Origin of the sequence: Hungatella effluvii (assembly GCF_003201875.1) — a bacterium.
GTDB lineage: Bacteria > Bacillota > Clostridia > Lachnospirales > Lachnospiraceae > Hungatella > Hungatella effluvii.
On record NZ_QJKD01000026.1, the window covers coordinates 32,461 to 51,730 of the forward strand.

At 53.0% G+C, this 19,270-nt stretch carries 17 protein-coding genes; all 17 read left to right on the top strand.

The features are described from left to right. The first annotated feature begins 7 nt into the window (after positions 1-7). The 17 genes from DFR60_RS28185 (at position 8) to DFR60_RS28265 (ending at position 19,269) form a co-directional block, all read left to right on the top strand. On the top strand, positions 8-619 hold the full coding sequence (locus tag DFR60_RS28185) for a hypothetical protein (protein ID WP_110326348.1): 612 nt from the start codon (positions 8-10) through the stop codon (positions 617-619). Between the two features lie 370 nt (positions 620-989). Continuing rightward, positions 990-1,910, top strand: a complete 921-nt coding sequence (locus DFR60_RS28190; RefSeq protein WP_110326350.1) for a DUF6017 domain-containing protein — start codon at positions 990-992, stop codon at positions 1,908-1,910. Positions 1,911-1,924: 14 nt separating this feature from the next. Continuing rightward, a complete protein-coding gene (locus tag DFR60_RS28195) occupies positions 1,925-2,143 on the top strand; it encodes a DUF5348 domain-containing protein (RefSeq protein WP_110326352.1) in 219 nt (72 codons plus the stop codon). Positions 2,144-2,257: 114 nt separating this feature from the next. After that, entirely contained in the window at positions 2,258-2,740 is a 483-nt protein-coding gene (locus tag DFR60_RS28200) for a PcfB family protein (protein ID WP_110326354.1), read from the top strand. Beyond that, positions 2,737-4,527, top strand: a complete 1,791-nt coding sequence (locus DFR60_RS28205) for a VirD4-like conjugal transfer protein, CD1115 family (RefSeq protein ID WP_110326356.1) — start codon at positions 2,737-2,739, stop codon at positions 4,525-4,527. Before DFR60_RS28200 ends, DFR60_RS28205 begins: the two co-directional genes overlap by 4 nt. Then, on the top strand, positions 4,520-4,714 hold the full coding sequence (locus DFR60_RS28210; protein ID WP_110326358.1) for a hypothetical protein: 195 nt from the start codon (positions 4,520-4,522) through the stop codon (positions 4,712-4,714). The genes DFR60_RS28205 and DFR60_RS28210 overlap by 8 nt, the downstream gene beginning before the upstream one ends. A 325-nt stretch (positions 4,715-5,039) precedes the next feature. After that, positions 5,040-5,258: a Maff2 family mobile element protein gene (locus tag DFR60_RS28215; RefSeq protein WP_110326360.1), complete on the top strand. Its 219-nt coding sequence runs from the start codon at positions 5,040-5,042 to the stop codon at positions 5,256-5,258. A gap of 16 nt (positions 5,259-5,274) precedes the next feature. Then, positions 5,275-6,144, top strand: coding sequence for a VirB6/TrbL-like conjugal transfer protein, CD1112 family (locus DFR60_RS28220; protein ID WP_110326362.1), 870 nt, complete (start codon positions 5,275-5,277; stop codon positions 6,142-6,144). Between the two features lie 165 nt (positions 6,145-6,309). After that, a complete protein-coding gene (locus DFR60_RS28225) occupies positions 6,310-6,726 on the top strand; it encodes a PrgI family protein (protein ID WP_110326364.1) in 417 nt (138 codons plus the stop codon). Between the two features lie 7 nt (positions 6,727-6,733). Further along, on the top strand, positions 6,734-9,088 hold the full coding sequence (locus DFR60_RS28230; RefSeq protein WP_110326415.1) for a VirB4-like conjugal transfer ATPase, CD1110 family: 2,355 nt from the start codon (positions 6,734-6,736) through the stop codon (positions 9,086-9,088). After that, on the top strand, positions 9,085-9,909 hold the full coding sequence (locus tag DFR60_RS28235) for a Mom family adenine methylcarbamoylation protein (RefSeq protein WP_110326366.1): 825 nt from the start codon (positions 9,085-9,087) through the stop codon (positions 9,907-9,909). The genes DFR60_RS28230 and DFR60_RS28235 overlap by 4 nt, the downstream gene beginning before the upstream one ends. A gap of 35 nt (positions 9,910-9,944) precedes the next feature. Then, positions 9,945-11,990, top strand: coding sequence for a C40 family peptidase (locus DFR60_RS28240; RefSeq protein WP_110326417.1), 2,046 nt, complete (start codon positions 9,945-9,947; stop codon positions 11,988-11,990). A 32-nt stretch (positions 11,991-12,022) separates the two neighbouring features. Next, on the top strand, positions 12,023-12,280 hold the full coding sequence (locus DFR60_RS28245; RefSeq protein WP_110326368.1) for a DUF4315 family protein: 258 nt from the start codon (positions 12,023-12,025) through the stop codon (positions 12,278-12,280). Then, entirely contained in the window at positions 12,270-12,983 is a 714-nt protein-coding gene (locus DFR60_RS28250; RefSeq protein WP_110326371.1) for a DUF4366 domain-containing protein, read from the top strand. Before DFR60_RS28245 ends, DFR60_RS28250 begins: the two co-directional genes overlap by 11 nt. Further along, positions 12,980-13,168: a hypothetical protein gene (locus DFR60_RS31065; protein ID WP_054345481.1), complete on the top strand. Its 189-nt coding sequence runs from the start codon at positions 12,980-12,982 to the stop codon at positions 13,166-13,168. Before DFR60_RS28250 ends, DFR60_RS31065 begins: the two co-directional genes overlap by 4 nt. Positions 13,169-13,183: 15 nt before the next feature. Next, the gene (locus DFR60_RS28260) at positions 13,184-15,268 is read left to right on the top strand and encodes a DNA topoisomerase 3 (RefSeq protein WP_110326373.1); all 2,085 of its coding nucleotides are present in this window, start codon (positions 13,184-13,186) and stop codon (positions 15,266-15,268) included. A gap of 140 nt (positions 15,269-15,408) precedes the next feature. Beyond that, complete coding sequence (locus DFR60_RS28265; RefSeq protein WP_432764133.1) at positions 15,409-19,269, top strand: YodL domain-containing protein; 3,861 nt, start codon at positions 15,409-15,411, stop codon at positions 19,267-19,269. Position 19,270 lies beyond the last annotated feature (1 nt).

The following is a 19,270-nucleotide window of genomic DNA, read 5'->3' on the forward strand; positions in this document are numbered from 1 at the left end:
AAAAAGCATGCTGAAGCTGAGACCAAAAAGTAAAACATTTTATAAGATGTATATCATCAATATCGCACTGATGATATGCTTCATCAGCGTGCTTTCCTTTACCTGTACAAAATACAGTTCTAAATTCATTTTAAATAATATAACAGATTTTAACCAGAAGATAATCGATGGCAGAAGAGATATTCTGGATGATAAAATCCGGCAGCTCAATGAAGTGGCGGATGCGGCAGTGGCGGATGACGATGTCATCCGGCTAATTCTGGCAGATTCCAATCAGTATTACTCTTCACTTAAAATGATGAATATTATTGGGAGCCTGAAGGAGATTTGTTCCAACTACAGCATTGTCGACGAGATAAGCATAGTGGATTATGACCGTGGAATCGTGATAACAAACCGCACGAAATTCCCACTGAGTGAGCTGGAATCCCGGAATTTTATAAATACCGATCCCCTGTTTTTTCTGGAAGAGGATGGGGAGATTAAAGTGCGGTATATCAAGAAATTAAATCCGGTTCAGAATAATAAGAAGCTTAGTATTATCCTTACGGTCAATCAGGCAGCCCTCAAAGATAACTTATTTTCTAAAAATTCAATGATTATCTCGGAAAGCCCTTGATTTACGGGCGTTTTCAAAGGATTGTAGGCTGATTTTACTACCAATTTACTACTTACGGAGTTAGCTTTGATATGCCGCCGAAATCCTTTTGAAGATAGACCCCATACCGCCGTTTGGAAATGGCGTGGCACATCAACAATCAAATAGAGAAGCACAACACACCACCAGACAGGCGGCGTTACCTATTCCCACACGGGAAAACAGGAACGCCGCTTTTTTTATGCCCTCATGTCACGCAGTAGGGGCAAAGGAAGCCTTGTATCATGGGGCTTTGCGGGCGCAGTTTTGACCGGGCAAGGGAAATATACCTAATCCCTCAAAAACGCCATTCTACCGCGTGACAACCCCACAGCAAAGGAGTGATGAAGCTATGGCAGTTTTCCGCGTGGAGCGAAACAAGGGCTATACCGTAATGAGCAACCACCACCTACGCAACAAGGAGCTGACGCTAAAGGCAAAGGGCTTGTTGTCGCAAATGCTGTCCTTGCCGGAGGATTGGGACTATACCCTTGCGGGGCTGTCCTACATCAACCGGGAAAGCATAGACGCTATCCGTACCGCCATATGGGAGCTTGAAAAAGCCGGATATATCACAAGGCGGCAGGGACGCGACGACAAAGGCAAAATGACCGCTATCGAGTACACCATATACGAGCAGCCGCAGCCCCCGCCGGAATTGGATTGTCCGATATTGGAAAATCCAACAGCGGCTAACCCGGTATTGGAAAATCCGACAACGGATAAACCGACGACGGAAAATCCAATGCAATTAAATAAAGAGATACAAAGAACTGACTTACCCAAAACAGATTTATCAACTACGGATTTATCAAGTACCCATTCCATTCCTATCCTTTCCCCTGCCCCCTCACCTTTGGGACAGGACGCGGCAGAGCCGCCGGAATGGAAAGGAACGGGAAAGAACGACGCATACAAAATCTATGAGGAAATCATCAAGGACAATATCGAGTATGACTTTCTCTTGCAGGACAGCAGCATTGACAGCGACCGCCTGAATGAGATTGTAGACCTCATGCTTGAAACGGTATGCACCGCAAGAAAGACAATCCGTATTGCCGGGGACGACTACCCCGCCGAGCTTGTGAAAGCAAAGTTTATGAAGCTGAACAGCTCACACATTCAATTTGTGTTTGACTGTATGCGGGAGAACACCACCAAAATCCGCAACATCAAGCAGTATTTACGGGCGGTACTCTTTAACGCCCCGACCACCATTGACAGCTATTACACCGCCCTTGTCGCTCACGACATGGCAAGCGGAAAAGTTTGAAAGGAGATACGACCATGAAACAGGGAGCCTTGATTTTTGACGAAACCACCGACCGCTACGACATTCGCTTTGACCTTGCCGATTACTACGGCGGCTTGCATTGCGGGGACTGTTTCGACGTGATGATTGGCGGCAAATGGAAGCCGACCCGCATTGAAATGAACATGGAACAGGAATGGTATCTTGTGGGGGTACGCGCCGGGGACTTGAACGGCTTACGGGTGCGGCTGTAAGCCCATGCGCCGCAGCACAGACTGGGACAGCCAGAAAAGCGGCTGTCTTTTTTTCATGCCGCAAAGCGGCGTACCACCCTAAAGCAGACCAATACCGGGAAAGGAGGACGGTAAATGCAAGATGAAGTAAACGAAAAGACCGTTGCTATATCCATAAAGGCAACCAAACTGACGGCGGCACTCTTACAAGCTGCCATGAAAAAGCTGCTTGCACAGGCGAAAAAGCAGCTTGACAAACAGGCAACGCCCCACGGCAAGCAGACCCTAAAGCAGCTTATGAAGCAGAACGCGGGCGTGTCGAATATCGAAATCACCGACAGCAATATCAAAGCCTTTGAGAGTACGGCGAAGAAGTACGGCGTTGATTTTGCGCTGAAAAAGGACGCGACGGAAACCCCGCCCCGTTACCTTGTGTTTTTCAAAGGCAGGGACGCGGACGTTCTGACCGCCGCCTTTAAAGAGTTTTCCGCAAAGAAGCTGACGCAGGAGCAAAAGCCCTCAATCCGCAAGGCATTAGCCGCCTTTAAGGAAAAGGCAAAGCTGCTGAACGCCAGCCGGGAAAAGGTGAAGGACAAGGACAGGGGGCGCGAATTATGAGCAACGTCAATCTGAAAAAGCTGATACTTCCCAATCTGCCCTATCTGCTCTTTGTCTATCTCTTTGACAAGGCGGCACAGGCGGCGCGGCTTGCACCGGGCGCGGACTTTTCCGCAAAGGTTTTGTCCATTGGGGAGGGCTTCACCGCTGCCTTTTCCTCATTCGCGCCGAGCCTTAACCCCGTGGATATGCTTGTCGGCGTTGCCGGGGCTGTCCTTATCCGGCTGATTGTCTACTTCAAGGGCAAGAACGCGAAGAAGTACCGCAAGAATGTAGAGTACGGTTCTGCCCGTTGGGGAAACGCCGAGGATATACGCCCCTATGTAGACCCGGTATTTGAAAACAATATCCTCTTGACGCAGACCGAACGGCTGATGATGAGCAGCCGCCCGAAGCTGCCAAAGTACGCGAGGAACAAGAACGTCCTTGTGATCGGCGGTTCCGGCAGCGGCAAGACCCGGTTTTTCGTGAAGCCTAACCTCATGCAAATGCACAGCAGCTATGTAGTGACCGACCCCAAAGGGACGGTTTTAGTCGAGTGCGGCAAGCTCTTACAGCGGGGCGGCTACAAGATAAAAGTGCTGAACACCATCAATTTCAAAAAGAGTATGCGCTACAACCCCTTTGCCTATCTCCGCAGCGAAAAGGACATTTTGAAGCTCGTCAATACCCTAATCGCCAACACCAAAGGCGACGGGGAGAAATCCGGCGAGGATTTTTGGGTGAAAGCGGAACGGCTCTTTTATTGCGCCCTAATCGGCTATATCTGGTATGAAGCCCCGGAAGAAGAAAAGAACTTCACGACCCTGCTTGACATGATAAACGCCAGTGAAGCCCGCGAGGACGACCCGGAATTTCAAAGCCCTGTTGACCTCATGTTTGAACGCTTGGAGGAAAAAGACCCGGAACACTTTGCCGTGAAGCAGTATAAAAAATTCCTGTTAAGCGCGGGCAAGACCCGTTCCTCAATCCTTGTCAGTTGCGGCGCAAGGTTAGCCCCTTTTGACATTCGGGAATTGCGGGAGCTAATGGAAAACGACGAAATGGAGCTTGACACCATAGGCGACCGAAAGACCGCCCTGTTTGTCATTATCAGCGACACCGACGACACCTTTAACTTTGTTGTTTCAATCCTCTACACGCAGCTTTTCAACCTGTTATGCGACAAAGCCGACGACGTGTACGGCGGGCGGCTTCCCGTCCATGTGCGCTGTCTGCTTGACGAGTTCGCCAATATCGGGCAGATACCGAAGTTTGAAAAGCTCATAGCCACCATACGGAGCCGGGAAATATCAGCCTGTATCATTCTGCAATCACAGTCACAGCTAAAAGCAATTTACAAGGACAACGCCGACACCATAGTAGGGAATTGCGACACGACCCTTTTCTTGGGCGGCAAGGAGAAAACCACCCTCAAAGAAATATCGGAAATCTTGGGGAAAGAAACGATAGACAGCTTCAATACAAGCGAGAACCGGGGGCGGGAGGTTTCCCACGGGCTGAACTATCAGAAATTGGGAAAGGAGTTAATGACGCAGGACGAAATCGCGGTCATGGACGGCGGGAAATGTATCATGCAGCTTAGAGGGGTACGCCCCTTTTTCAGTGACAAGTACGACATAACGAAGCACCCGAAATACAAGTACCTGTCCGACTTTGACAAGAAGAACGCCTTTGACATGGAAAAGCACTTGCGCCGCCGCCCCGCAATCGTGAAGCCGGACGAAACATTTGACTACTACGAAATCGACACGGCAGAGTTGCAGGAGGACACCGAAAATGAATAAGCGTATCAGAAAGAAAAAAGAGAAACAGCAGCTTGCATGGACTATCCGGGAGCTTGTCACAGAAACCTTGCGTCATGGAAATGTGGATAACAGGCTATTGCACTATGGAAAACGCCATTCACAGCACATGGAAAAGCAGGAACAGCTTTCCCACGTCCTGCAAACAGCGTTTCCCACAGTTCCATAAGACAGCCAGTTACCCACATTCCCACAACGCCTGCTACGACGGAAACAGCCCCTTTTCTGCCTGTCATTAGAAAAGCAAAACCTTAAAGGAGGTGGTTTGAAATCAAAGCTGTAAACATTGGTTACATGGTACGCGCCCCTACTTGGTAGGGCGGCAAAGTGCTATCACACACCGCATTTACACATATACAACTGAATACCGCCGCGCCGCAGCACTTGACGCAGCGCGGGGACAGCCGCCGGATAAGAAAACGGCGGCTTTTTTCATACCCCAAAACACAATCAAACAATTTGACAGCCGCACAGCGGCAGAAAGTGAGGACTATATGGCATTTTTTACTTCGGCAATCGGCGTTTTGCAGACTTTGGTAATCGCGCTTGGCGCGGGCTTGGGTATCTGGGGCGTTATCAATCTTTTGGAGGGCTACGGCAACGACAATCCGGGGGCTAAATCACAGGGCATGAAACAGCTCATGGCGGGGGGCGGGGTTGCCCTTATCGGCATGGTGCTTGTACCGCTGCTGTCCGGCCTGTTCACTGTATAAGCGCGGGTAACAGCCTATGCAGAGCATACTTGACGCGATTAACGAATGGATAAAAGAAATCCTAATCGGAGCGATAAACGGTAATCTGTCAACTATGTTCGGGGACGTAAACGAGAAAGTCGGCACAATCGCAGGGCAGGTAGGGCAGACCCCGCAGGGGTGGAATGGTAATATCTTTTCCATGATACAGACCCTTTCCGAAAATGTAATCGTACCCATTGCGGGGCTTGTCATTACCTACGTCCTATGCTACGAGCTAATCAGCATGGTAACGGAAAAGAACAATATGCACGACGTTGACACGTCCATGTTCTTTAAGTGGTTTTTCAAGGCGTGGGTGGCGGTATTCCTCGTCACCCACACCTTTGATATAACAATGGCGGTGTTCGATATGGCGCAGCACGTCGTATCGGGCGCGGCGGGGGTAATCGGCGGCAACACGAACATAGACGTTGCCGCCGCCCTTGAAGCCATGCAGCAGGGGCTTGACGCAATGGAAATCCCCGAACTTTTACTGCTCGTCATGGAAACAAGCCTTGTCAGCCTTTGCATGAAAATCATGTCGGTGCTGATAACGGTTATCCTGTACGGCAGAATGATAGAAATATACCTGTACTGTTCCGTTTCCCCTATCCCGTTCGCAACTATGACAAACCGGGAGTGGGGGCAGATTGGGAACAACTACCTCAAAGGCTTAATAGCACTCGGCTTTCAAGGCTTCCTGATTATGATATGCGTCGGCATTTATGCGGTACTGGTGAATGACATGATAATAGCGGACAATCTGCACAGCGCGATTTTTTCCCTTGCAGCCTATACCGTTATCCTCTGCTTTTCCCTGTTCAAATCCGGCGCGCTTGCAAAGTCGGTATTTTCCGCGCATTAGCCGCGTGTCAAGGGCAGGGTGGAGATTTTGCAGGGCAAAATACGACCCGACCTTGACGCGCTAACACCTAAACACCCTATGGACAGGGCAGACGGCACACTTGACCGTTGCCCTTGATTACCCTATGGGGAACTATCAACAGCCAACAGCGAAAGGAGGTATTCAATGGCGTATGTACCCGTACCCAAAGACTTAACAAAAGTCAAAACAAAGGTTGCATTAAACCTTACCAAACGGCAGCTTATATGTTTCAGCGCGGCTCTCCTTATCGGACTGCCGCTTTTCTTTTTACTCAAAGACAGCGCAGGGACGAGCCTTGCGGCGTTCGTGATGATACTTGTCATGCTGCCCTGTTTCCTCATTGCCATGTATGAGAAACACGGACAGCCCCTTGAAGTGGTGGTAAAAAACATCATTCAGACAAAGTTTGCCCGACCAAAGGAACGCCCCTACCAGACAGAAAACCTATACGCCGTTATCGAACGGCAGCGAAAACTTGAAAAGGAGGTATCAGCGATTGTCAAAGGCACAGCACACAAAGAAACAAGGCGCGGCGCAGGAAGCAAGCCCCGCAAAGGCTAAACGCAAACTGACCCGCGCCGAAAAGAAACAGATCACCGCCCTTATCCAAAAAGCAAAGGGCGACGGAAAGGCGCACACCGCGCAGCAGACTATCCCCTACTTGCAGATGTACCCGGACGGTATCTGCAAGGTGTCGGAAAAGAAATACAGCAAGTGTTTGGAGTACGACGACATTAACTATCAGCTTGCACAGGCTGATGATAAAACGGCTATCTTTGAAAACTGGTGCGACTTCCTCAATTACTTTGACGCTTCCGTGTCGGTGCAGCTCTCTTTCATCAATCAGGGGACGCAGCACGACAAGGCGCAAAAGGCGATTGACATTGCCCCGCAGGACGACGCTTTCAACTCTATCCGCACCGAATACGCGGATATGCTGAAAAATCAGCTTGCAAAGGGCAACAACGGGCTTGAAAAGCACAAATACATCACATTTTCTATCGAAGCCGACAATCTGAACGCGGCAAAGGCGCGGCTTGCCCGCATTGAAACCGACATACTGAACAATTTCAAAGTGCTTGGCGTGTCTGCCCGCCCCATGACGGGCTATGACCGCTTGCAGACCCTACACGGCGTATTCCACCCGGAGGGCGAACCGTTCACGTTTGATTGGGCTTGGCTTGCCCCGTCCGGGCTTACCACAAAGGACTTTATCGCCCCGTCCTCTTTCCGCTTTGGCGAGGGGCGCACGTTCCGCATGGGGCGCAAAGTCGGCGCGGTATCGTTCTTACAGATACTTGCGCCGGAGCTGAACGACCGTATGCTTGCGGACATTCTCGACCTTGAAACAGGCGTGATTGTCAATCTGCATATCAAGAGTATCGACCAGACCGAAGCAATCAAGACCATTAAGCGCAAGATAACCGACCTTGACAAGATGAAGATTGAAGAACAGAAAAAAGCCGTCCGCAGCGGGTACGACATGGATATTATCCCCTCTGACCTTGCCACGTTCGGCGCAGAAGCAAAAAATCTCTTGCAGGACTTACAGAGCCGCAATGAAAGAATGTTCCTCTTGACGTTCCTTGTGGTGAACATGGCAGACACGAAGCAGAAACTTGAAAATGACGTGTTCGCGGCGGCAGGTATCGCGCAGAAATATAATTGTGCGCTGACCCGCCTTGACTATCAGCAGGAAGCGGGGCTTATGTCAAGCGTCCCTATCGGTGAGAACCTTATCCCCATTCAAAGGGGCTTGACGACGAGCAGCACCGCAATTTTCATTCCTTTTATCACGCAGGAGCTTTTTCAGCAGGGCGAAGCCCTCTACTACGGGCTGAACGCTTTAAGCAACAACATGATTTTATGCGACCGCAAGCAGCTCAAAAACCCGAACGGGCTTATCTTGGGAACCCCCGGAAGCGGTAAATCCTTTGCGGCAAAGCGGGAAATGACAAATGCGTTCCTCATTACCGACGACGACATTATCATTTGTGACCCGGAAGCCGAGTATTACCCCCTTGTGCAGCGGCTACACGGACAGGTTATCCGCATTTCGCCCACAAGCACACAGTATGTAAACCCTATGGACATAAACCTCAATTACAGCGAGGACGACAACCCCCTTGCTCTGAAAAGCGATTTTATCCTTTCCCTTTGCGAGCTTGTGATTGGCGGCAAGGAGGGCTTGCAGCCCGTAGAAAAGACCGTCATTGACCGCGCCGTGAGGAACGTGTACCGCCTGTTTTTGGCAGACCCCGACCCGGCGAAAATGCCGATATTGGGCGACCTGTACGACGAGCTGTTGAAGCAGCCGGAGCCGGAAGCGGCGCGGATTGCGGCGGCGTTGGAGCTTTATGTTTCCGGCTCTCTGAACGTCTTTAATCATAGAACCAACGTGGAGCTTGAAAACCGCCTTGTCTGCTTTGACATTAAGCAGCTTGGGAAGCAGCTCAAAAAGTTAGGTATGCTTATCGTGCAAGACCAGACTTGGAACCGGGTAACAATCAACCGCGCCGAGAAAAAGGCGACCCGCTACTACATGGACGAATTTCACTTGCTGCTCAAAGAGGAACAGACCGCTGCTTACAGCGTGGAAATCTGGAAGCGTTTTCGTAAATGGGGCGGTATTCCGACAGCAATCACGCAGAATGTCAAAGACTTATTGAGCAGCCGCGAGGTGGAGAACATCTTTGAAAACAGCGACTTTGTGTTAATGCTCAATCAAGCCGCCGGCGACCGGGCTATCCTTGCGAAGCAGCTTTCCATTTCGCCGCAGCAGATGAAGTATGTCACCCACACCGAAGCGGGCGAGGGCTTGATTTTCTTTGGTAACGTGGTGCTGCCCTTTGTAGACCGCTTCCCGACCAACACGGAGCTTTACAGGGTAATGACGACAAAGCCGGAGGAAACAGGCGTATGAGCAGCCGGAAAGGAGCAAACAGCAGCCCCCGTCTTACGGTAAAGGAACTTGACCCGGAAACGGCAGTTTCCTTTATCCGGGCATACCACTATTCAAAGGTGCTGCCCCGTCTGACCCGCTGCTACTTGGGATTTTACAGGGGCGGGGAGCTTTCCGGCGTGGTATCGCTTGGGTGGGGGACGCAGCCGTTACAGACCATAAAAAAGATTTTCCCGCGCCACACCCTTTTGACCGCTGACTACTTGGAAATCGGGAAAATGTGCTTCCTGCCGTCCGAGAACGGCAACCAGTATTTCGGCAGCCTTGCCCTCTCTGCCCTTATCGGGTGGTTACGGGAGCATACGGGCTGTCTTTTTCTTTACACCCTTGCGGACGGCATAATGGGAAAATGCGGCTATGTCTATCAGGCGGCGAACTTCCGCTATCTTGGGAGCTTCACCACAAGCGTTTACCGCCATACCGCAACCGGGGAAAAGATACACCCCCGCAGCGCAGGGCAGCTTTTGGCGGAAAACGCCGCCTTTGACGGCGTGGCAAAGCGGCACTGGCTGACCCATGAATTTTGCAGCATGAAAGGCATTGAGAAAATCAACGGGCGAATGTTCCGCTACATCTACCCGCTGACAAAGGAAGCCTTGAAAATCCTGCAAAGCTACCCGCAGTACCGACACATGACCTATCCAAAGGAGAAAGACCTTTCCTTTGCCGTCCGCACCGGGCGCAGACAGTACACAGAAATACCGCCGCCGCGCTTCAACCGGGAAGCGTGCTGTTATAACCCGCAGAAGTGCGGCGGCGCACAAGGAGGTGTGAACTTTTGAAGCAATACAAACCCCGCGATAAAATCACGCAGAAAATGACCCGCGACGGCTTGGTGGAAGTCAACGAAGCGCAGCAGACCGCCGAGCGTATCAGCCGCCGGGAACAGGACGCGGACTTTCAGAAAACCCCGGAGCAGCAAGCGGCACAGGACGCGGCGGTGCAGCTTAACCCCTTATCGTCCGGCACGTCGCCGCCCCATGCGCCGGGGCTTGCCATGAAGCCGGACACGGGAACCGCCGAACAGGTTTTTGAACATATCGACGGGCGGCACACCCGCAAGGCGGCAAAAAAAGCAGCGCGGAAAGCACAGCAGGAAGCCACCGCACGAACGAAGTCGTCCCGTCTGCAATTCACCGACGAGGAACGCGCCACCCCGGAGCTTGAAACGTATATCAAGAAATTCGACAAAGCCGCCGACCGTCTGGACGCGGCAAAGGCGGCTATCCCCAAAAAGAAAACCCTTGCCGCAGAACGCACCTTTGACGAAGCCACAGGCAGGGGCAAGACCCGGCTTCACTTTGAGGAAAAGGAAAAGCCCATGCCCGGAAAGCCCGCCAAAAACCCGCTGTCCCGCCCCGCGCAGGAAGCGGGCATTTTCGTACACAACAAAATCCACAGCGTCGAAAAGGATAATTCCGGCGTGGAGGGGGCGCACAAATCCGAGGAAGCCGCCGAGCGTTTAGGGAAGTACACGACCCGCAAAATCAAACAGGGCTACCGCAGCCACAAGCTGAAACCCTACCGGGCGGCGGCGAAAGCGGAAAAAGCGGCGGCAAATGCAAACGTCAATTTCCAGTACCACAAGGCACTTACCAATAACCCGCAGCTTGCAAGCAACCCCGTTTCCCGCCTATGGCAGAAGCAGCAAATCAAGCGGCAGTATGCAAAGGCGGCAAGGGCGGGCGGCGCAAAGGGCATACGCGGCGCAGCCGAGAACGTCCGCAGGACGGCAAAGAAAACCGCTGAAAAAACAAGGCAGACGGCAGCGTTCGTTGCCCGCCACCCGGCGGGGGTAATCATTGCCATTGCCGCGTTGCTCTTATTCATCATGGTATTTGCGGGGCTGTCCTCTTGTTCCTCTATGTTTTCCGGCACGTTAAACGGCGTGTTGGGAACGTCCTACACGTCGGAGGACAGCGACCTTGTAGCCGTGGAAAACGCCTATGTTTCCAAAGAAAACGAGCTGCAAAGCCGGATAGACAATATCGAGCGCGACTATCCCGGCTATGACGAGTACCGCTATGACCTTGCGGCAATCGGGCATAACCCCCATGAATTAGCGTCCTACCTCACCGCCCTTTTACAGACCTACACCCCGGAAAGCGCACAGGCAGAACTAAACCGCGTCTTTGATAAGCAGTACACCCTTACCATAACGGAAACCGTGGAAATCCGCTACCGCACCGAAACAAGCACTGACGAGGACGGGAACACCACCACCGAGGAAGTCCCTTACGAGTATTACATTCTCAATGTGAAGCTGACAAATAAGCCCATATCGTCCCTTGCGCCGGAGCTGCTTACCCCGGAACAGCTTGAAATGTTCCGTGTCTATCTGGAAACAAGCGGCAACAAGCCGCTGATATTCGGCGGCGGCTCTCCAGACGGAACCCCGTCGGAGGATTTAAGCGGCGTGGACTTTGTAAACGGCACACGCCCCGGCAATACCGCCGTTGTAGACATAGCGAAAGCGCAAGTCGGCAACGTGGGCGGCTATCCCTATTGGAGCTGGTACGGCTTCAACAGCCGCGTGGAATGGTGCGCCTGTTTCGTGTCATGGTGCTATAACCAGATGGGGAAAAGCGAACCCCGCTTTGCCGCCTGCCAGTCGCAGGGTATTCCGTGGTTCCAGTCACACGGGCAATGGGGCGACCGCAGCTATCCAAACATAGCCCCCGGCGACGCTATCTTTTTTGACTGGGATTTAGACGGAAGCGCAGACCATGTAGGGATTGTCATAGGCACAGACGGGAGCCGTGTCTACACCGTCGAGGGCAATTCCGGCGACGCTTGCAAGGTAAAGAGCTATTCCCTTGACTATGCCTGTATCAAGGGCTACGGGCTGATGAACTGGAACTGACAGGCATTGAAAACTGAAAGGAGTATCACAGAATGGAAAACAAGAAAATTGACCGTATCGACCGGGAAATCCAAAAGACCCGCGAGAAAATTACCGAATACCAGAACAGGCTGAAAGGGCTTGAAGCGCAGAAAACCGAAGCGGAAAACCTGCAAATCGTTCAGCTTGTGCGTTCCATGCGGCTGTCCCCGCAGGAGCTTACCGCCATGCTTGGGAAAGAGCCTATCCCCGGCATTGCCACCGTACCCGCCGATCACAACGGACAGGAGGAAACCGAAGATGAAGAATAAGAAGATTTTTAGAACGCTCACCGTACTTTGCGCCGCCCTTATCCTCATGGGCGGCTTTTCCGTCACCGCCTACGCGCAGACCCCGGAGGAAACCCCGCCCGAAACCACCGCAGAGCCGGACACGCCGCCTTTAACGCCAGAGGGCAACGCGACCCTTGTTGACGATTACGGCGGCAACAAGCAGCTTATCACCGTCACCACCAAAAGCGGCAACTACTTTTATATCTTGGTAGACCGCGCCGCCGAGGGCGAAAACACCGTCCATTTCTTAAATCAGGTAGACGAAGCCGACCTTATGGCACTCATGGAGGACGGGGACGGCAAGACCGAAACGCCGCCCGCTGTCTGCAACTGTACCGACAAATGCGAAACCGGGAAAGTCAACCTTTCCTGCCCTCTCTGCAAAACCGACACAAGCGGCTGCACAGGCAGGGAAGCCGCCCCCGTCGAGCCGGAGCCGGAGGAAGAACAACCGGAAAAGAAAAGCAGCCCGGCGGGTATGCTGCTTGTGGTGCTTCTCGTTGCCGGACTTGGCGGCGGGGCGTTTTATTATTTCAAAATCCTAAAGCCGAAGCAGAGCGTCAAGGGCGGCACTGACCTTGAAGATTTCGACTTTGACGAATACGGTGAGGACGAGCAGCCGGAAGCCGACAGCGACGGAAGCCCCGGCGAACAGGAGGACGAAGCGGAGGACACCCTATGACATGGTTCACCGACAGCGTTTATGAAAAAATGATGACCCAAAGACCGAACGGGCGGCGTGACAGTGCGCCGCCCGTTCCCCATTCCCCGGCTTGCAAGGGCTGTCCCTACAAGGGGCAAGCCCCTTGTGTGGGCTACTGTATCAAACAGCTAAAGGAAACGAAACACACAGAGCCGGAACGATAAAAGGAGGACAATTCTATGCAGTTAGTAATCGCAGAAAAACCGAGCGTCGCCCAGAGTATCGCCGCCGTGTTGGGCGCAAAGGAAAAGAAAGACGGATATATGGAGGGCGGCGGCTGTCTTGTATCATGGTGTGTCGGGCATTTGATAGGGCTTGCACAGGCTGACGCTTACGGGGAACAGTACAAGAAGTGGAGCTATGAAGCCTTACCTATCCTGCCCCATGACTGGCAGTACACCGTTGCCGCCGACAAGGGCAAGCAATTCAAAATCCTAAAAGACCTCATGCACCGGGGCGACGTTTCCGAAGTCGTCAACGCTTGCGACGCAGGGCGCGAGGGAGAACTGATTTTCCGCTTTGTCTATGAAGTGGCGAAGTGCGAAAAGCCCATGCGCCGCCTTTGGATTTCCTCAATGGAGGACGACGCAATCAGACAGGGCTTTGCTTCCCTCAAAGACGGGAACGAATATGACGCGCTCTTTGCGTCCGCGCTATGCAGGGCAAAGGCTGACTGGATAATTGGTATCAATGCAACCCGGCTTTTCTCTGTCCTGTATGGCAAGACCTTGAATGTGGGGCGGGTGCAGACCCCCACACTGAAAATGCTTGCCGACCGGGACGCGGCAATCACTTCATTCCAGAAAGAAAAATACTACCATGTGCGCCTTGCCCTTGACGGCGCGGAAGCGGCAAGCGGGAAGCTGCCTGCCGCCGAAGAAGCGGAAACACTCAAAGCGGCTTGTGAAAGCGCACAGGCGGTATGCGTTTCCGTTGCAAAAGAGAAAAAGACTGTTGCCCCGCCGAAGCTCTTTGACCTGACGAGCTTGCAGCGGGAAGCCAACAAAATTTATGGCTACACCGCGAAGCAGACCCTTGACCTTGCACAAGCCCTGTATGAAAAACGGCTGCTGACCTATCCCCGGACAGACAGCCAATTCCTCACCGACGACATGGGCGACACGGCGACGAATACCGCCGCCCTGCTTTGCGGCAAGCTGCCGTTCATGGCGGGCGCGGACTTTACCCCGGAGATCGCCCGCACCCTTGACAGCAAAAAGGTATCAGACCACCACGCAATCATACCCACCACCGAGCTTGCAAAGATCGACCTTTCCGCGCTGCCGGAAAGTGAAAGGAATATCCTCACCCTTGCCGGGGCGCGTCTGCTCTTTGCCGCCGCCGAGCCGCACACCTTTGAAGCAGTCACGGCGGTTTTTTCATGCGCCGATACCGAGTTTACCGCAAGGGGAAAGACGGTACTATGCGCCGGGTGGAAAGACCTTGAACAACGCTACCGGGCAACGCTGAAAGCAAAGCCAGACCCGGAGGACGGGGACGGAGAAAACACCCTGCCGCCCTTTACGGAGGGGCAGACCTTTGAACGCCCTGCCGCAAGGGTGACGGAGCATGACACCACCCCGCCAAAGCCCCACACGGAAGCAAGTCTTTTATCTGCTATGGAACGAGCCGGGAACGCGGAAACCGACCCGGACGCGGAACGCCGGGGGCTTGGCACTCCCGCCACCCGCGCCGCCGTCATTGAAAAGTTAGTGTCTGCCGGATTTGCCGAGCGCAGGGGAAAGCAGCTACTTCCCACCAAAGACGGGAACAACCTTGTATGCGTCCTGCCGGAAACGCTCACTTCCCCGCAGCTTACCGCCGAATGGGAAAACGCCCTGACGCAGATAGCAAAGGGAGCCGCCGACCCGGAGGGCTTCATGCAGGGGATTGAAGAAATGACGCGGGTGCTTGTGGAAACCTACTCTGCCGTTCTGGACGATAAGAAAGACCTGTTCCGGGAGGAAAAGCCCATACTTGGCAAGTGTCCCCGTTGCGGCGGCGACGTGTACGAGGGCAAGAAAAACTACTATTGCGGGAACCGGGATTGCGCCTTTGTCATGTGGAAGAACGACCGCTTTTTCGAGGAACGCAAAACCGCCTTTACCCCGAAGATTGCCGCCGCCCTGCTGAAAAGCGGCAAGGCGAACGTGAAGAAGCTCTATTCCCCGAAAACGGGCAAAACCTACGACGGGACGGTGCTTTTAGCCGACACAGGCGGGAAGTACGTCAATTACCGCATTGAGATACCGAAGAAAAAATAAGTTACGCAGCAAGCATAGGAAGTGTGGCTACACTTCCGTAAAACCCCCGTACTTTCCCGTTGGGAAATGCGGGGATTTTGCTTGTTGGGAAGTTTCCCAAACCCTCTATAAAACCGAACCAAAACGATTGAAGAAAGGACGTGATGAAACCTATGTCATATTCCAGATACGACCGCGACAAACTGGAAGCCGCCGACACCATGAGGATAGAACGCACGATATACTTTGAAGCCAAAAAAACGGATATTTCCACATTTACCGCCTTGACCGTGGAACAGTTACAGGCAATGCGCGAGGAAAGCGCGGCGGCTGAACAGGCAATTTTTGAAAACCTGCAAGCGCAAGCCGCCGCATGGGAGGAACAGGCAGGAAAGACCCTGTTTCTTGACAAGGCGATTGAATACGCGAGGACACCCGCCGCCGAGCATACGGCGAACCAGTGGGAGCAGCCGGACGAATACCGCCATGTACGGAGCAACATGGTTTACAAAATGGATTACCGCATATCCGAAAATACCCGGTACGACAAAGCGTCGGGGCAATCCATTCCTTACTCTTACACCCTGTCTTGGAGCGTCCGCACCAACAGCCCGGACGGATATAATCAGGCGAAAATCGCAGGGCAGGATAAAAAAGTCTTTGCGGACAAGGCAGCTATGGAAAAGTATCTGAACGGGCGCATTAAGGCATACAGCCATTTGTTTACGGAGCTGTCCCCGCCTATCCCGCCGGAGTACGCGCAGCATTTCCGGGTGAACGGGGTACTTCTCCCCGGCTACACCGTGGAGGGCGAGGAACCAGAGCAGCCCGGACAGAACACCAGACAGGCAGAAACAACCCCGGCAGAACAGGCAGCGGAGCCGGACACCGGGCAGAGAAAGGAGCGTGAGGAAATGAACAAGCCCTTTGAAATATTGATTGACAGCCGTACCCGCTTTGAAACAGGCGAACCGGGCGGCGTGTGGCTTCCCATGCCCGCCACAGCGGGGCAGCTTCACAACGCTATGGAAAGCATCGGCGTTACCGCAGACAACCCGCAGGATTTTTTCATCAATGGGATTGCGAGTAGTGAGGACTGCCCCTTTGATGTGCCGCTTGAAGTGATACAGCGCGGAAGCGTGGACGAGCTGAACTATTTAGGGAAGCTCTTGGAAATGCAGGGCGACGGCGACCGGGAGAAATTCACGGCGGCGGTTACACACGGCGCGTATGCCGGGAACTTAAAAGACTTAATCAACCTTGCACAGAACCTTGACTGCTACTGGTTATATCCCACCGTCCACAGTGAAGCAGACTACGGCGTTTACCTTATTGATGAACTGGACGAACTGGAACTGCCAGAGGAAGCAAAAAAGTATTTCAAGTATGAGGAATACGGGCATGACGCGGTTAGCAGGGACAAGGGGATTTTCACCGGACAGGGCTATATCTATCAAAATGAAAACACCTTTACCGAATGGTACGGCGGGCGGGACGTGCCGGAGGAATACCGCATTATGAGCTACCCACAGCCCCCACAGCGACCCGACCCGGAAAAGGCAGACCTTGAAGCCGCCCCCGCAGGACAGGCGGCACTGACCGCCGAACCGCCGGAGCCGAAGCCCGTCACCCCGATTATCCTGAACGCGGAGAAACCCGCCGAAAAACTTAAAGAGATTACCGACCGTTTGGAGCAGGGCATTTCAGAACTCTTTGAAAGCGACCGTTACAAAGAGTATCTAAGCGTCATGTCAAAATTCCATAATTACAGTTTCAACAACACCGTGCTGATCGCCATGCAGAAGCCGGACGCAACGCTTGTTATGGGCTATAACGCATGGAAAGATAAAGCGATTGGGCGGCACGTTAAAAAAGATGAAAAGGGCATTAAAATCATTGCCCCGTCGCCGTTCAAGGTAAAGAAGCAAATGGAGAAAATCGACCCGAAAACACAGCGCCCCATTATCGGCAGGGACGGGAAACCCGTCACCGAGGAAAAGGAAGTCACAATCCCCGCCTTTAAGGTGGTATCTGTCTTTGACGTGTCGCAGACCGAGGGCAGGGAGCTTCCCAACCTTGCCGTGGACGCGCTGACGGGCGACGTGGATAAATACAGGGACTTTTTCGCCGCCCTTGAAAAGACTTCCCCTGTTCCTGTTGGCTTTGAGAAAATCGTGGGCGGCGCACACGGATATTATCATTTGGAGGAAGAACGCATTGCGCTGAACGAGGGCGAAAGCCAGTTGCAGAGCCTTAAAACCTTGATACATGAAATCGCCCATGCGAAGCTGCACAGCATTGACTTGAATATCCCTCTTGACGAGCAGCCGAACCGCCCCGACCGCCGCACACGCGAAGTCGAAGCGGAAAGTATCGCCTACACCGTCTGCCAGCACTACGGGCTTGACACGTCGGACTATTCCTTTGGGTACGTCGCCGGGTGGAGCAGCGGCAAGGAGCTTACGGAACTGAAAAATTCCCTTGAAACAATCCGCCGCACCGCCGCCGAGATTATAGGCAGCGTGGACGGGCATTTAGCCGAGCTTCAAAAGACACAGGACAGGGAGCAGACCGCCGGACAGGAAGTACCCGCGCCGGAGAACGCCCCGGAGCAGAAAACGCCCATACGGGAAACCGCCGCCGCGTCGGAGAAACCCGCCTTTTCCCCCGAAACCATTTACCGGGTACGGAAAGACCCGTACAGCGACCGCCGGGAAAACAGTTATCTCCTGCAAGCCTATGTGACGCAGGAAAACGGCAGGGCAAAAATGGGCGACGTACTGTTTACGGGTACGCCGGAGAAATGCCGTGAGCTAATGGGGAAACTGGAAACCGGAGAGCTGACACAGGGGCAAATCAAGGAACTGTATGCAAAAGCACAGGAGCCGGAGCAGACCGCCCACGCTTTTGATATGCCAGACCCGACTATCAGCATGGAAGAAATGCAGGGATACGGTTATTCCTATACTGGTATGCTGCCCTTACGGGAAGCTGCTGCATGGGAACTTTTTGAAAAAGAGGATATGCAGGTTTATTGTCTGTATGAGGACGGAAGCGAAACAGCCGTTGAAAGTGCCGTGGAGCTTCACAGCCATGCAGAAAAAAACGGCATTTTCGGCGTTGAGAAAGATGACTGGAACGCCCTTTCGGAATACAGGGCAATGCGGCAGGGGCTAAATGAAAGCGAAGCGGCAAAAGAAGCCCTGCTGTTCTACGGTAAAAATGACACCTACGGCATTTATCAGCTAACGGGCGGCGACAAAACGCGGGACTTCCGCTTTGAGCCTTACGACCGCTTACAGGCGGCGGGGCTTGCCGTGGACAAGGGAAATTATCAGCTTGTCTATACCGCACCCCTTACGCCGGACATGAACTTAGAGGGCATATTTGAAAAATTCAATCTCGACCACCCGAAAGACTTTAAGGGACACAGCCTATCCATTTCCGACGTGATAGTGCTTCATCAGAACGGGCAGGACACCGCCCACTATGTAGACAGTGGAGCGGGCTTCCGTCAAGTGCCGGAGTTTTTGCGGGAGCCGCAGAAAGAACTTGCCCCCGACAACTATCTGACCGGGGAGAAAGTCACAACGCCGAGGGGCAGCTTCCGCTTAACTTCCATGAGCCGGGAGCAAATGGAAGCCGCCGGATATGGCTTTCATCACCAGTCGGAGGACGGGAAACATTTCATCATGGGGAACGGCACACAGGCGTTTGCAGTCGCCGCAGAGCAGCCGGAAAACTACTTAAAAACCGCCGAGCAAACCACCGAACAAAGTTATGACATGATTGACGGGCAGATAAACAACACGCCCACCGTGGACGAACTGGAAGCAAAGGTAAAAGCCGGGGAGCAGATTTCCTTAACCGACCTTGCCGCCGCTATCAAGACAGACCGGGAGAAAGGAAAGGAAGCGGAGCCGGGAAAGAAGCCCTCTATCCGGGCGCAGCTTAAAGCCGACAAGGAACGGGCAAAGAAGAAACCCACAAAGAACAAGTCACAGGACTTGGAAAGGAGCTGAC

Bases quoted from the DNA above. Each gene is read 5' to 3' on its own strand.
- DFR60_RS28185 (WP_110326348.1), top strand. From the start codon at position 8: ATGCTGAAGCTGAGACCAAAAAGTAAAACATTTTATAAGATGTATATC.
- DFR60_RS28190 (WP_110326350.1), top strand. From the start codon at position 990: ATGGCAGTTTTCCGCGTGGAGCGAAACAAGGGCTATACCGTAATGAGC.
- DFR60_RS28195 (WP_110326352.1), top strand. From the start codon at position 1,925: ATGAAACAGGGAGCCTTGATTTTTGACGAAACCACCGACCGCTACGAC.
- DFR60_RS28200 (WP_110326354.1), top strand. From the start codon at position 2,258: ATGCAAGATGAAGTAAACGAAAAGACCGTTGCTATATCCATAAAGGCA.
- DFR60_RS28205 (WP_110326356.1), top strand. From the start codon at position 2,737: ATGAGCAACGTCAATCTGAAAAAGCTGATACTTCCCAATCTGCCCTAT.
- DFR60_RS28210 (WP_110326358.1), top strand. From the start codon at position 4,520: ATGAATAAGCGTATCAGAAAGAAAAAAGAGAAACAGCAGCTTGCATGG.
- DFR60_RS28215 (WP_110326360.1), top strand. From the start codon at position 5,040: ATGGCATTTTTTACTTCGGCAATCGGCGTTTTGCAGACTTTGGTAATC.
- DFR60_RS28220 (WP_110326362.1), top strand. From the start codon at position 5,275: ATGCAGAGCATACTTGACGCGATTAACGAATGGATAAAAGAAATCCTA.
- DFR60_RS28225 (WP_110326364.1), top strand. From the start codon at position 6,310: ATGGCGTATGTACCCGTACCCAAAGACTTAACAAAAGTCAAAACAAAG.
- DFR60_RS28235 (WP_110326366.1), top strand. From the start codon at position 9,085: ATGAGCAGCCGGAAAGGAGCAAACAGCAGCCCCCGTCTTACGGTAAAG.
- DFR60_RS28240 (WP_110326417.1), top strand. From the start codon at position 9,945: ATGACCCGCGACGGCTTGGTGGAAGTCAACGAAGCGCAGCAGACCGCC.
- DFR60_RS28245 (WP_110326368.1), top strand. From the start codon at position 12,023: ATGGAAAACAAGAAAATTGACCGTATCGACCGGGAAATCCAAAAGACC.
- DFR60_RS28250 (WP_110326371.1), top strand. From the start codon at position 12,270: ATGAAGAATAAGAAGATTTTTAGAACGCTCACCGTACTTTGCGCCGCC.
- DFR60_RS31065 (WP_054345481.1), top strand. From the start codon at position 12,980: ATGACATGGTTCACCGACAGCGTTTATGAAAAAATGATGACCCAAAGA.
- DFR60_RS28260 (WP_110326373.1), top strand. From the start codon at position 13,184: ATGCAGTTAGTAATCGCAGAAAAACCGAGCGTCGCCCAGAGTATCGCC.